The following is a 14,193-nucleotide window of genomic DNA, read 5'->3' on the forward strand; positions in this document are numbered from 1 at the left end:
TGATTTATCTCAGCGCCTTTTTTAACCTGGCAAGACCAACAAATAACCTGGCAGATGCAGGCAAACGCTTTTCTCAGGCGCCTGTCAGGATAAGGCTGTCACAACACAATAAACCCTAAAAACACAACAAGATGAGGTCTACGATGGGAAGCAATTCTTCTTTTTCTGCCCGTAGAACGGCACTGGCCATGGCCGTTGCGCTGTGTTGCGCCTGGCAATCCCCTGCATTCGCCCACGGCAGCGAGGCGCATATGGTCCCGATGGACAAAACACTGCAGGATTTTGGCGCGGACGTTCAGTGGGATGATTACGCACAGATGTTCACCATTGCGAAAGACGGCGCCTTCGTGAAGGTCAAACCGGGCGCAAAGACGGCCATCGTCAACGGTCACCCCCTCAATCTTGAAGTGCCGGTAGTGATGAAGGACAAAAAAGCCTTTATCTCAGAGACCTTCATCAACGATGTTTTCCAGTCTGGTCTTGACCAGACCTTCCAGGTTGAAAAACGTCCTCACCCGCTAAACGCGCTCACGGCGGACGAAATTAAGCAGGCTGTCGGGATTGTGAAAGCCTCGGCGGATTTTAAACCCAATACCCGCTTTACCCAGATCGCCCTTGCGCAACCAGAGAAAGCCAAAGTGTGGGACTTTGTGCTCAACGGTACGGCAGTGGACGTCCCTCGCCAGGCGAAGATCGTCATGCTCGACGGCAAGCAGGTTATCGAAAGCGTAGTGGACCTGAAGGATAAAAAAATCCTGCGCTGGGAGCCGGTGAAGGACGCGCACGGCATGGTGCTGCTGGATGATTTCACCGCGGTTCAGCAGATCATTAACGAGAGCTCGGAGTTTGCCGAGGTGCTTAAAAAACACGGCATCACCGACCCGAAAAAAGTGATCACCACGCCGCTTACCGTCGGCTACTTCGACGGTAAAGACGGCCTGAAGCAGGAAGACCGCCTGCTTAAGGTGGTGAGCTATCTGGACGTCGGCGACGGCAACTACTGGGCGCACCCGATCGAGAACCTCGTGGCCGTGGTCGATCTTGAGCAGAAAAAAATCCAGAAGATTGAAGAAGGTGCCGTTGTGCCGGTTCCGATGACTCCGCGCCCCTATGATGGCCGCGACCGTGTCGAGACGCCGAAAAAACCGCTCAACATCATTGAGCCGGAAGGCAAGAACTACACCATTACCGGCGACATGGTGCACTGGCAGAACTGGGATTTCCACCTGAGCCTGGACTCCCGCGTCGGCCCGATGATTTCGACCGTCACTTACAACGACAACGGGAAAAAGCGTCAGGTGATGTATCAGGGATCGCTCGGCGGCATGATTGTCCCTTACGGCGATCCGGACGTGGGCTGGTACTTCAAGGCCTATCTCGACTCCGGCGACTACGGCATGGGCACCCTGACCTCGCCACTGGTGCGCGGTAAAGACGTGCCGTCCAACGCCGTGATGCTCAACGAAACCATCCCGGACTACACCGGCACGCCGATGGAGATCCCGCGCGCGATCGCCATTTTCGAACGCTACGCGGGGCCAGAATATAAACATCAGGAGATGGGCAAGCCGAACGTCAGCGCCGAACGCCGCGAGCTGGTGGTGCGCTGGGTGAGTACCGTGGGCAACTACGATTACATCTTCGACTGGGTGTTCCACGAAAACGGCACCATCGGCATTGACGCCGGTGCAACGGGTATCGAGGCGGTGAAAGGCGTGCAGGCAAAAACCATGCATGATGCCACCGCCAAAGACGACACAAAGTACGGCACGCTGATCGATCATAATATCGTGGGCACCACGCATCAGCACATCTATAACTTCCGTCTTGATATGGACGTGGACGGCATCAACAACAAGCTGGTGGCGATGGATCCGGAGGTGAAGCCGAATACCGCCGGCGGCCCGCGCACCAGCACCATGCAGGTGAACCAGTATGACATTGATACCGAACAGCAGGCGGCGCAGAAGTTTGACCCGGGCACCATCCGACTGCTGAGCAACACCAGCAAGGAGAACCGCATGGGCAACCCGGTCTCGTACCAGATTATCCCTTACGCGGGCGGTACCCATCCGGTGGCGACAGGCGCGAAATTTGCACCGGACGAGTGGATCTACCATCGTCTGAGCTTTATGGATAAACAGCTGTGGGTGACGCGTTACCACCCGGACGAGCTGTATCCGGAAGGGAAATTCCCTAACCGCTCCATCCACGATACGGGTCTGGGCCAGTACAGCAAGGATAACGAGTCGCTCAACGACCAGGACGACGTGGTGTGGATGACCACCGGCACCACCCACGTCGCACGCGCGGAAGAGTGGCCGATCATGCCGACGGAATGGGTGCATACCCTGCTTAAACCGTGGAACTTCTTCGACGAGACGCCAACGCTCGGGAAGAAGAAAGACGAACAGAAATAAATAACGTACCGGGCACAATGCCCGGTTTTATCCATTTACTTGCTGAATACCTCTCCCCGATTATAGTTATTTCTACTTCATTTTTTTATTTCATTTCGAATCACTTTCAGCCAGGACGCGAATTTTCCACAAGCGACGTAATACATCATTGAGAGGTTTTAGGATGAAATTCAATTTGATCGTCAGGAGTCTTGCTCTGGCTGGACTTGTTATTTCCGTCAGTTCCGCTGCCGCAGAAGCCCCGAAGGACGCCACTGCAGCGACACAGCAAGTCAATAACGCCCTGTTTAATCAGCTTCCCTTCTCCGATAACACCGATTTTACGAATACCCATAAAGGCTTTATTGCGCCTCTTCCTCAGGACATTATCAAAGGGGAGCAAGGAAATGTTATCTGGAATCCACAACAATATTCGTTTATTAAAGAGGGAGATAAAGCTCCAGAGACTGTTAACCCCAGTTTATGGCGTCAATCTCAGCTGATTAATATTAGCGGCCTGTTTGAAGTAACCGACGGCGTTTATCAGATTCGAAATCTCGACCTGTCGAATATGACCATCATCGAAGGGAAAGAAGGTGTTACCGTGGTTGACCCGCTGGTTTCGGCAGAAACGGCGAAAGTCGGGATGGAGCTCTATTTTAAAAATCGCGGCAAAAAACCTGTCGTCGCCATAATTTATACCCACAGCCACGTTGATCACTATGGCGGTGTGCGCGGCGTGGTGGAAGAAGCTGACGTGAAGTCCGGCAAGGTAAAAATCTACGCCCCGGCCGGTTTTATGGAAGCGGCCGTTGTCGAGAACATCATGGCGGGTAACGTGATGAGCCGTCGCGCCAGCTATATGTATGGCAACCTGCTGAAACCCGATGCTAAAGGCCAGGTGGGTGCCGGTCTCGGGACCACCACCTCCGCCGGGACAGTGACGCTGATTGCCCCGACAAACATCATTGAAAAAGACGGCCAGAAAGAGGTCATAGACGGCCTGACCTATGACTTTATGCTCGCGCCGGGATCCGAAGCACCGTCAGAAATGCTCTGGTATATCGAAGAGAAAAAACTGATTGAATCCGCTGAGGATGTGACCCACACCCTGCATAACACCTACTCGCTGCGCGGGGCCAAAATCCGCGAGCCGCTACCGTGGTCGAAATACATCAACCAGGCGATTGTACGCTGGGGTGATAAAGCCGAAATCATCATGGCACAGCACCACTGGCCGACCTGGGGCAACGAAAACGTGGTCAACCTGCTGAAAAGTCAGCGTGACCTCTATCGTTACATTAACGACCAGACCCTGCGTATGGCGAATGAAGGGCTAACGCGTGACGAAATCGCTGCTAACTTCAAGCTCCCGGATTCGCTGGCGCATACCTGGGCTAACCGCGGCTATTACGGTTCGGTGAGCCACGACGTGAAAGCCACCTACGTGCTTTACCTGGGCTGGTTTGACGGCAACCCGGCGACGCTTGACGAACTGCCGCCGGAAGAAGCCGCGAAGAAATTCGTGGAGTATATGGGTGGCGCGGATGCCATACTGAGCAAAGCGAAAACCGACTTCGATCAAGGAAACTACCGCTGGGTAGCGCAGGTGGTGAGCAAAGTGGTCTTTGCCGATCCGAACAACCAGGCTGCACGCAACCTGGAAGCGGATGCGCTTGAGCAGCTTGGCTATCAGGCAGAATCCGGCCCGTGGCGTAACTTCTATCTGACCGGAGCGCAGGAGTTGCGTAATGGCGTGGTGAAAGGGCCAACCCCGAATACCGCCAGCCCGGATACCGTGCGGGCAATGACCCCGGAGATGTTCTTCGATTATCTTGCCGTACACATCAACGGACAAAAAGCGGGCGATGCCAAATCGGTGTTTAATATTGATCTGGGTAATGATGGCGGGAAATATAAGCTGGAACTGGAAAATGGCGTGCTGAACCATACGGCGAACGCCGAGGCAAAAGATGCTGATGCTACCATCACCCTTAGCCGCGATACGCTGAACAAAATTATCCTCAAAGAGATGACGCTCAAACAGGCGCAAGACAACGGTGATGTGAAAATCGCTGGCGACGGTGCAAAACTCGACACCATGCTCGGTTATATGGATAAATTTGATTTCTGGTTTAACATTGTGACGCCGTAACGATGCATACGTAAGGGCGGCCTGCCCGCCCTTTTCTGCTTAACTTATTCCCTGGACGGGGTAAACAGCGTCAATGGAAAAAAGAAAAAAACCGACACTTGAGCGAGCAACCTGGCCGACGCGCCACGCCATGGTTATGCACGGGCTGGCGATGAACCTGCCCTGGCTGGCTTTCGTCAACATCAGCTTCGCCGTGATGATTCTGCTGCGCCATGTTCTGCTTAACGCCAGCGATCCCCTTTATCCCCACTTGCCGCATATGATGAAAATGGTCGACACATCGATGCTCGGCATTATTATCCTCTCGGCTGCACTGATCCTTATGGGCTGGCGGCGCATCGCCGGTATCAGCGTAGTGCTGTGTATCTGTAGCGCTATCTGGTCGATATCATGCTTCTGGTTTATCACCGATTTACTGCTGCCCCACGTCTGGCCGCTGTGCGTTATTTTATTACTCGCTGGGTTAACGGCCCTCTACTTTTACCCTGTGGGGTTGCTCGCCTTCGTGCTCCCGCTCTGGATAACCCTGCCGATTGCAAGCTGGGTACTGAATGATGGCCTTAATCTTCACTTCGTTATCATCTGGAGCGTCTTTTCGCTGATCCTGATCTGCGGGCGATTCATCCTCTTAAGCTGGTTTGACGAGGCCTGGCGACGTAACCAGCAAAACCAGCTGCTGATCTCACGACTGGATGCGCTGGCGCATCAGGATCCGTTAACCACAACCGCCAACCGCCGGAAGATGGAAGTGGTGCTGGAGAACGCGGTTGAGCAGAAGAAACCGTTCTCGCTGATTATGCTGGATATTGACTATTTCAAACGCTACAACGACACCTACGGTCACCAGGCGGGTGACGACTGTCTGACGCGCGTGGCGCGGGTATTGAAGCAGTCAGTGCGAACGCCCGACGATGTGGTGTCACGTTACGGCGGCGAGGAGTTTGTGGTGATCCTGTTTAACTGCCCGGAAAATATCGCGGAAAAAGTTGCGGTACGCATTCAGGACGGCCTGCGCGCGGAGTCGATACCGCACAGCGCGTCATCCGTCAGCGATCGTGTCACCGTGAGTATGGGGATTGCGGGTATGGTCGAGGGGCTTGCGGGTACCGAGATTATTGCCCGCGCCGATGCGGCGCTGTACCGGGCGAAAGAGGCCGGACGGGATCGGTGGTCGCTGTAAATAAAGCCGGGTGGCGGCTACGCCTTACCCGGCTTGTTTTTTAATACCGCACGCAAACCGACTTGGTTTCGCACCAGCCGTCCAGCCAGTCCGGGCCAAAATCACGTCCGGTGCCGGACTGCTTCATCCCGCCGAACGGCAGGTTGGCGTCAATCAGCGTATGGCTGTTCACCCACACGGTGCCCGCCTGCAGCCGATCGGTGTACTCCAGCGCCTTGCTGATATTCTGCGTCCAGACGCTGGCCGTCAGGCCATATTCGGTGTCGTTTGCCAGCTGGAGCGCCTCTTCTCCGTCGGATACCCGCACCAGGTTGACCACCGGACCAAACACCTCTTCTCGGGTTAACCGCAGCGCGGCATCCGGGTTCACCACCAGCGTAGGCGACACGTAATAGCCTTTGCCCTCCGGGCCGCGATTACCGACGATCAGCTCCGCATTGCGCGACGTCGCCTCGTCGAGGAAGGTCTGCACCTTATCGCAGTGGGCGCGCGACACCAGCGGGTTGATAAACGCCTCCGGCGACATGCCCGGCCCGACGCTCAGGGATTTCACCGCCTGTTCGAACCCGCTCACCAGCGTGTCAAACAGCGGGGCTTCAATGTAGATGCGCGAGCTCGCCGCGCACACCTGCCCCTGGTTCAGGAAGCTGCCGGTCATTAATCCTTCTATCACCCATGCGGGGTCCGCATCCTTGAGTACAATTGCCGGGTTTTTCCCGCCCAGCTCCAGGGTCACTCCGGTTAGCGTGTCCGCCGCCGCACGGGCAATCTGCTTACCCGTTGCCGTTGAGCCGGTAAAGCTCACCTTCGCAATATGCGGGTGCGAGATCAGCGCTGCGCCACACACCGCGCCGCTGCCGGTTACTACGTTGAACACCCCGTCCGGGATGCCCGCTTCGCTGGCCAGCTCCGCCACGCGCAGCATGGTCAGCGGTGTGGTTTCAGACGGCTTAATGACGATAGAGCAGCCCGCGGCCAGCGCTGGCATCACTTTCCACATCCCGATCATCAGCGGGAAGTTCCAGGGCACAATCCCGGCCACCACACCAACCGGCTCCTTACGCGTCCACGCCTGGTAGCGCGCCCCCTGCGGCAGCGGGATGGAAAGATCGAGGGTTTTGCCCGCAATTTTGGTGGTCAGCCCGGCGGTATAGCGCATCCAGTTGAGGGTGCAGCCCACCTCAAAAGCACGGGAGATGTTAATTGATTTGCCCTGCTCCAGCGTTTCAAGCTGGGCCAGCTCCTCGCCGTGCTGTTCGACCAGATCGGCGAAATGGAGCAGGATCCGCTCGCGCTCCGCCGGTAATTTTCCGGCCCAGCTGCGGGCGACAAAGGCGCGCCAGCCGGACATAACGGCCCGGTCAACGTCATCGACGCTGGCATCGGCGGTCGAGGCAATCACATCGCCCGTGGCCGGGTTGTAGACGTTCAGCCGCTTTTCACTGTCCGACGCGGCCTGACGCCCTTCAATCCACAGGCCGTGGTGTCGGTCTAAAAACTGCTGCACGGCAGGCAGAACAGCCACCTGTGATTCAGACATAGGATACTCCTTCGTTATTCTTCGCAGGGTGTTCATCCAGTCTATGTGGGGTTTTGCATTCTCGCTTTTGTCTCTGTGACATTCGCTTTGCCACCTGTGACAGGTGCCGCAAATCGCGATAATCGCCGCTTATATCGCTGTTACCGGTGAGTGTTCTTTCCTATAGTCAGCCTCATAGCTCTGACAAAATGCAACACAAATGCAACAATGCGAAAACGTTGACGGTGCAGCGAGAGAAACGATGGCGTGTGCAAGCGAGCAGGAACAGTATCAGCAGTGGCTGGCGCAGATTAACCAGGTTTGCGGGCGTTTTAACGCCCAGCCCACCGAAGGCAAATTCTTCGGCGAGCTGGAAACCAGCTATGCGCGCAGCCTGAAGCTCAGTACCGTCACTGCCGGCGGCGTCAACCTGTTCCGCTCCCGACGGGAGATCGCACAGAGTAATGATGCCTGGTTCTACACCGTCTTCCAGCTTGAAGGCAGCGCGCAAATTGAGCAGGACGAGCGTCGCGCGGTACTCAAAACCGGGGATATCACGCTGATTGACGCCTCTCGTCCCTGCTCGATTAACTGGCAGGAAAAGTCCCGCCAGATTTCGCTGCTGGTTCCCCGTCAGATTATCGAGCAACAGTGCCGCTTTCAGGAGATAAGCTGCGCGCTCGCCCTTTCGCGCACCTTACCCACGGTACAGCTGAGCCATCGCCTGCTGATGGAGAGTATGAACAACCGCGACCTGAGTGACCGGGAGAGTGAAGCGGCGCTTGAGGCGATGGTCTGCCTGCTGCGCCCCGCGTTCCAGCAGCGCGACGTGATTCAGCCGCGCAAGGAGCGCCAGTTCCAGCACGTTGTGGCCCTGATTGACAACCATATTCAGTCTGAATCGCTGCGTCCGGAATGGATTGCCGCCGAGAGCGGAATGTCCGTACGCAGCCTCTACCGCATGTTTGCCGAGAAGGGGCTGGTGGTGGCGCAGTACATTAAAAACCGTCGTCTGGATCTCTGCGCGCAGGAATTGCAGTCAACCGGCGACGATGAAAAGCTGGCGGGCATTGGCTACAGCTGGGGATTCACCGACCATAGCCACTTTTCAACGGCCTTTAAGCAGCGTTTTGGCGTCTCGCCGGGTGAATACCGCAAGCGCTACCGTTAGCTATTTTTTCAGCCACTTACCGTTAATGCCCTTCACGTACTCGCCCGGCTGCGCGCGGGCCACCAGCTTTTGCCCCGCCATTTTCGCCACTTCATCAACCGGCAAATTATTGCTGTCGGCCAGCTTCTGATAGCTCTCCGTGCGCGCTGCGTTAATGCGATTCACCAGCTCCAGCGTTTCGGCATCCTGTTGGATCGGAGCAAGATAGCCGCTCAGGGTTTCCCCCACGCGCCCCTGCGCGCGGGCATCGTTTAAGGTCAGCGCAGCCGCCTGCACGTTTATACTCAGGGCCAGTAAAATCAACGCTAATCGTTTCATGGCATCCTCAGAACAGATCGCTGCGCGATTTCAGCAGGGCTTCAACGTCTTTATCGACCTTGATGTGGATCTCGTGTTCGATTTTGACATTCATATTGATGGTAATCGGCTCCTTTGGCGCAGCGACTTCAATGCGCGGCGTACAGCCGGTCAGTAGCGCGGCAACGGTGAGCGCACCAGCCATCTTTTTCATTGTTGTTCCTCACTTTCCTTGCCAGTCGAACTGCGGAGACCGGGAATCGCCGCGTGTTGCTCAAACCAGGTTTGCAGGTTGTCGCCAAAACGCAGGCTGCGCCACAGGGTAAAGACATTCTCGTCATGGGTGTAGTTCAGATTGACGGAGCTGCTTTTGCCGTCCACGCGGCTGGTCCCCTTGATGGTCGCCTGCATGGTTAATTCACCCAGGTTATCTAAATTGATTCTCGTCCACGACTGCGAAATTTCCATGTAGCGGAGCCAGTTAATCGCTGCGCCCGCGACCATATTATCCTTCACGATGGCGTCTGCCGTATCTTTGTCGATGCGCAGCGTCATTGGCCCCGGGTTGGTCAGCCAGCCATCTTTAATGATCCATTTTTCATTGTCCAGCCAGAACGGCAGCGCCCCGCTCACCGGGCCCGACAGGGTAAACTGCTTCGGGTTGACGGCGCTGATCAGCTCGCTTGAGGAGATATTGTCCACGCGCAGCAGGGCCGGATCGTGCTGCGGCATCCGCAGCTGCTGCATGGTGATCTTCCCGCCGAGCGTTTCTACCTTAACGTTGGTGAGCAGCAGCGGGTTGTCCTCCGTCCAGGGATAATTCCCCTGCAGGTCCGCGGTAATGTTGCGCGCGGTCACCAGGTTTTCCACTTCGCCAATGCGCAACGTGACCGGGCCGCGCGTGCCCAGGGACCAGGTTCCCTCGCTGAAGCGGAACGGCAGCACAAAATCGACGCCGTTGATCTGGTTGTCCGGCATCCAGGCGCTGCCGGATTTCAGCACGCCGTGTCCGCCCGCCTCAAAGCCCTGATCGGGGGCCGCCGAGAAGGCAACCTGCGCATAGAGTTCACCGTCACGCAGCGTCATTTTCCAGTCCGGCGGAACCAGCGGCTGGAAGACGGTGAGCGACTGTTTCGGCCACCAGGCCTGCCCGCGAAGGCGCACGCCATCCCAGCGTCCGTTCACCTGTACCGGGCCGATGTTGTCCGCATGGAGGTCGCCCTTAAACTGAAAAACAGTCGGGTCGGTACCGTCGACGCTGAAGGTCAGGACCGAGGGCGGTAATACGCTGCCGCCGGAGAACCGGGTTTGCCCGGCATTCAGCGACAGCGCGCCGCTGAATGCGGGTTTTTCGGCATCGCGCAGCCAGCGTACAGGCCGATCCAGCACCAGACGCGGCTTGCTGACCTCCATGGTGCCGTACTGAAGCTTGTCAAAACCGGTGGAGAGCGCCGTCAGCTCAATAAGGTTGTCTCGCCACTCGCCTTTCCCGGCGACATCCCAGCGGGCATGCATCGGCGTAAAGCCGCCTTTTCCCCAGTAGCGCCACTGCCACAGGCCGTTATCAGGTAAAAAGTCGTTGGCCTGACCGTCCAGGTGGAGTTCAAAACCGCCCATCTCGTTTTCATGGGCATGCAGAATAGCCTGCAGACGCCCGTCCACCCCCTTCTGGGTGAGCTTCACGCCCGCCAGCGGCCAGCGGATTTCATCGATATCGAGTGAGTCAATAATGCGCCCGCGCGAGCGGAGCAGCGCGCCGGGCTCAAAAGCAAGCTGCGGTTCATACAGGCTGCCGGTCAGTGTGGCGGGCAATTTGGCGTAAAGAATGAGATCGTTTTGCTTCGCCTCGCCGCTCAGATGCAGCGGCATGTTGCTGTTTTCCATGCTGAGCCTGCCGGGCCCAATGTTCAGTACCGCGTTACCTTTACCCGCATCGCCTTGCGTCAACACGTTCAGTCGTCCGCTCAGGGTGGCTTTCTCCAGCCCCTGCTGCCAGTTGTCGGCGCGAAGGGACACCCGCCCGCTCAACGGCATACCCGAAAGATCCCAGTTCCAACGCCCGTCGCTGATGTTCAGCTGTTCCGCCGTGATCTGCCACGGCAGGTCGAGAAGCGGATCGGGGTTATCCCGCGCCATCACCACCAGCTGTCCCTGATTGTCTTCCCAGTCGAGATCGGCATCGACCAGAGACGTTAACTGTGGCACGTTAAAGGTCGCGACCGCATGGCCTTTCACCGGCACGCCGTCCGGCACCAGCGGCAAAGTGAACTCGCCCACCAGCTTAATCGGCTGCGCCTGGTCAGGGAGCTGAACATCGAACTGGCTGACCGAGAGCGTCTGGCCGCGAAGCGTGCCTTTGATGCTGACCTGTTCGCCTCGGTAAGCGATCTCCTGGCTGGAGGGCGTCAGTGACGCATTAAGCTCGCCCTGCCATTGCTGCCAGGGCGAGAGCGTCAGACGGTGAATGGTGAGCCAGGTATTGGGCAACACAGCCTGCCACTGGGCCAGCGTTTTGGGGGCGACCGTTGAGGGTGCAGACTGGGGAATTTTGCTCAGGCAGACGGTGTTAAGATCCAGCGCGCCGATATCCAGTTTCCAGCGGCTAGGATGTGACAGCGTCACGTTATCGATGCGGGCAATTTCACAGTCTTCCACCAGATAGCGAAGATCGGGGATCACCAGCGCGTGGCGAGTCAGTTTTGGGCTCTCTTCGAAAGCAATGCGCGTCCCTACGGGGAGCCAGATCCCGGCGAGCGTCGGCACCCACTGGGCGAGCGTCATCAGCAGCGTCAGCGGCACCAAAATCAACAGCAGTAAAACCGCAATGGCGGCTTTGTATTTACCCTTCATGGGCAGTTAATGTCCTGATTTTTCGAAAGAATTAAGCCGGCAATGCCGAATATTGTCGCATGTTTGGCGGTTGAGTTGAAGTTAACCCCAAGATAAAGGATAGATGCTGTAAAGAGTATGAGAAAACTTTTTTGCTATGCGTAACCTACAGAACACATTTTAGATTCAGTGGGTTACGCATTATCTCAGACGTAAAAACGGGAAAACACTGCGTAACTAATACCTGTTCCTGGGCATTGCCAATAGGTAGAGCATGGCAAATATCAACGACCCCCAATACACTGAATCGTACCGCCATGGATCAAAATCGATATGTAAAAAACCGCGAACAAACTCATAGCCGTTGGCAAAAACATTAATCTGGATGGCTGCAATCGCTATCACAAACAGCGTATAGGCAATGAACAATGGATATTTACGGAGCCTATTGACCTTGAGTTTTCCAACGTACAACAGGAAAAAAATTAAAATAGAAACAATGAAATAGCATAAAGCAGGTAGAATGGGGGGAGTTAATGACAACTCAAACTGTTGCGACATAATTAATTCTCTTTAGCTATCTGGTACATCTGCCAACCTGTGACGCTCCCACTGGTCAAATCCAGAGCCATCGCTGTTTTAGACGCTTCCTGCCATCCTCTGATATAATCAGATTCAATGTTGCGAAACAAACTCCACGATTTTTCTCTGGGAGCCAGAACTCTCCTGCCAGCACCGTAGGCTGATAATGATATATCAACAACGCCATAAACAATATCAGCTTCGTTATTCCCATAGCCGAGCTTCGCTGCCGCGAAACGATAAGCATCTCTTAGCGTGCCTGACCGATCTTCCCGATAAAGAAGATAGTATCCATTCTCATACATATTGTTTAACCCATGAGTAATCATAGGTGCACCATATGCGGCGCAGGCCAGTCCCAGCGATCCGACGCATAAACTAGCGCCACCATACACTTGCGCCCCACCCGCAACGAAACCAATTTGTTTGAGGGCTAAGGTCGTCGTTGTGGTCCGATTTTTTTCAACAACGATGTAGAGCTTAGCCTTGTTGAAGGTAAGTAAATCATCCTGATCCTTGAGATGATGAATCTGTTCATCAAGTATTTGAATCCCACCTGACCACGTCAGGCAATGCGATTCGATCTCTCGTTTCAGATGATCAACAAGTTGTTGAGTTTCAAAAAACATGCCTGAAGTACCATAAAGCAAATGCTTTGTGGCAATACGTTGCGCGAGATTTTCAATCTCAACTACTTTCCCTTCGAAATGACTTTTATCCCGATTATGGTTGTACATTCGGTCTCCCTGTCATTTTTAAACGATAATGCTAATACTACCTTTGATGTTAATACATTCAAAGAGCTACGTCATATCAACAACTAAGCTTAGCCACGTTTTCAGGCTTTGGTAACCCTTGCGTTCCTGAAAATTGAAACTAACAGGCATGTCTTTTGTATAACACGCACTTAAGAAAACGTTGGATATGAATATCATGGAGTTAGGGTGTATATATGCTCTAGAATAATTGATAGAACTTATTGAATTCAATAATATTTTAGAAATTGTAAGATAATTTTAATCATGCTAACGTGAATGCAAAATCACTGGAGAAAGTCTTATGAAACTCGCGGTATATAGCACAAAGCAGTACGACAAAAAGTATCTGCAACATGTTAACGAAGCTTACGGGTTTGAGCTTGAATTTTTCGACTTTCTGCTGTCCGAAAAAACCGCCAAAACGGCGCACGGCTGTGAAGGCGTCTGCATTTTTGTTAACGATGACGGCAGTCGTCCGGTGCTGGAAGAGTTGAAAAAGCAGGGAGTGAAGTATATCGCCCTGCGCTGCGCCGGCTTTAACAACGTGGATCTCGACGCGGCAAAAGAGCTGGGTCTGAAGGTGGTTCGCGTCCCGGCGTACTCCCCGGAAGCGGTAGCAGAACATGCGATTGGCATGATGATGTCGCTCAACCGTCGTATTCACCGCGCTTATCAGCGTACGCGTGACGCCAACTTCTCGCTGGAAGGGCTGACCGGCTTTACCATGTACGGCAAAACCGCGGGCGTGATCGGCACCGGTAAAATTGGCGTGGCTGCCCTGCGCATTCTGAAAGGCTTCGGCATGCGTCTGCTGGCATTCGATCCGTACCCGAGCGCCGCAGCGCTGGATCTGGGCGTGGAGTACGTCGACCTGCCAACGCTGTTCTCGCAGTCCGACGTGATCTCCCTGCACTGCCCGCTGACGCCGGAAAACTACCACCTGCTTAACCAGGCGGCGTTTGACCAGATGAAAGACGGCGTGATGATCATCAACACCAGCCGCGGCGGTCTGGTTGACTCTCAGGCTGCTATCGAAGCGCTGAAAACCCAGAAGATTGGTGCGCTGGGGATGGACGTCTATGAGAACGAACGCGATCTGTTCTTTGAAGACAAGTCCAACGATGTGATCCAGGACGACGTGTTCCGCCGTCTGTCTGCCTGCCATAACGTCCTGTTTACCGGCCACCAGGCGTTTCTGACTGCCGAAGCGCTGATCAGCATTTCGGAAACCACGCTGGGGAATCTTCAGCAGTTAGAAAAGGGTGAACCGTGCCCTAACGAACTGGCTTAAATGCTACGCCGG

General features: G+C 55.1%; 10 protein-coding genes. 5 read left to right on the forward strand and 5 right to left on the reverse strand.

The annotated features are described in order from the left end of the window. The first annotated feature begins 143 nt into the window (after positions 1–143). The 3 genes from tynA (at position 144) to INF77_RS15470 (ending at position 5,734) form a co-directional block, all read left to right on the forward strand. The gene (tynA, locus tag INF77_RS15460) at positions 144–2,420 is read left to right on the forward strand and encodes a primary-amine oxidase (protein ID WP_193531821.1); all 2,277 of its coding nucleotides are present in this window, start codon (positions 144–146) and stop codon (positions 2,418–2,420) included. Between the two features lie 163 nt (positions 2,421–2,583). Then, positions 2,584–4,554 (forward strand): alkyl/aryl-sulfatase, encoded by a 1,971-nt coding sequence (locus INF77_RS15465; protein ID WP_193531820.1) that lies wholly within the window; start codon positions 2,584–2,586, stop codon positions 4,552–4,554. 73 nt (positions 4,555–4,627) lie between these two features. Further along, positions 4,628–5,734: a GGDEF domain-containing protein gene (locus INF77_RS15470; protein WP_193531819.1), complete on the forward strand. Its 1,107-nt coding sequence runs from the start codon at positions 4,628–4,630 to the stop codon at positions 5,732–5,734. 40 nt (positions 5,735–5,774) lie between these two features. On the opposite strand, the gene INF77_RS15475 is transcribed toward INF77_RS15470, so the two are convergent. After that, complete coding sequence (locus INF77_RS15475) at positions 5,775–7,274, reverse strand: aldehyde dehydrogenase family protein (protein WP_193531818.1); 1,500 nt, start codon at positions 7,272–7,274, stop codon at positions 5,775–5,777. A 241-nt stretch (positions 7,275–7,515) separates the two neighbouring features. On the opposite strand from INF77_RS15475, the gene feaR reads away from it, so the two are divergent. Continuing rightward, positions 7,516–8,424, forward strand: coding sequence for a transcriptional regulator FeaR (feaR, locus tag INF77_RS15480; RefSeq protein WP_193531920.1), 909 nt, complete (start codon positions 7,516–7,518; stop codon positions 8,422–8,424). On the opposite strand, the gene INF77_RS15485 is transcribed toward feaR, so the two are convergent. From INF77_RS15485 to INF77_RS15500, 4 genes are all read right to left on the reverse strand, one after another. Further along, entirely contained in the window at positions 8,425–8,742 is a 318-nt protein-coding gene (locus INF77_RS15485; RefSeq protein ID WP_028013020.1) for a YdbL family protein, read from the reverse strand. 7 nt (positions 8,743–8,749) lie between these two features. Beyond that, positions 8,750–8,935: a YnbE family lipoprotein gene (locus INF77_RS15490; protein ID WP_028013019.1), complete on the reverse strand. Its 186-nt coding sequence runs from the start codon at positions 8,933–8,935 to the stop codon at positions 8,750–8,752. After that, positions 8,932–11,571: a YdbH family protein gene (locus tag INF77_RS15495; RefSeq protein ID WP_193531817.1), complete on the reverse strand. Its 2,640-nt coding sequence runs from the start codon at positions 11,569–11,571 to the stop codon at positions 8,932–8,934. The genes INF77_RS15490 and INF77_RS15495 overlap by 4 nt, the downstream gene beginning before the upstream one ends. Before the next feature lie 542 nt (positions 11,572–12,113). Then, positions 12,114–12,869 (reverse strand): DUF4225 domain-containing protein, encoded by a 756-nt coding sequence (locus INF77_RS15500; protein ID WP_048999433.1) that lies wholly within the window; start codon positions 12,867–12,869, stop codon positions 12,114–12,116. 322 nt (positions 12,870–13,191) lie between these two features. Between INF77_RS15500 and INF77_RS15505 the strand changes: the two genes are divergently transcribed. After that, the gene (locus tag INF77_RS15505; protein ID WP_028013015.1) at positions 13,192–14,181 is read left to right on the forward strand and encodes a 2-hydroxyacid dehydrogenase; all 990 of its coding nucleotides are present in this window, start codon (positions 13,192–13,194) and stop codon (positions 14,179–14,181) included. Positions 14,182–14,193 lie beyond the last annotated feature (12 nt).

This window comes from Enterobacter cloacae complex sp. P1B, from assembly GCF_014982345.1.
GTDB lineage: Bacteria > Pseudomonadota > Gammaproteobacteria > Enterobacterales > Enterobacteriaceae > Enterobacter > Enterobacter bugandensis.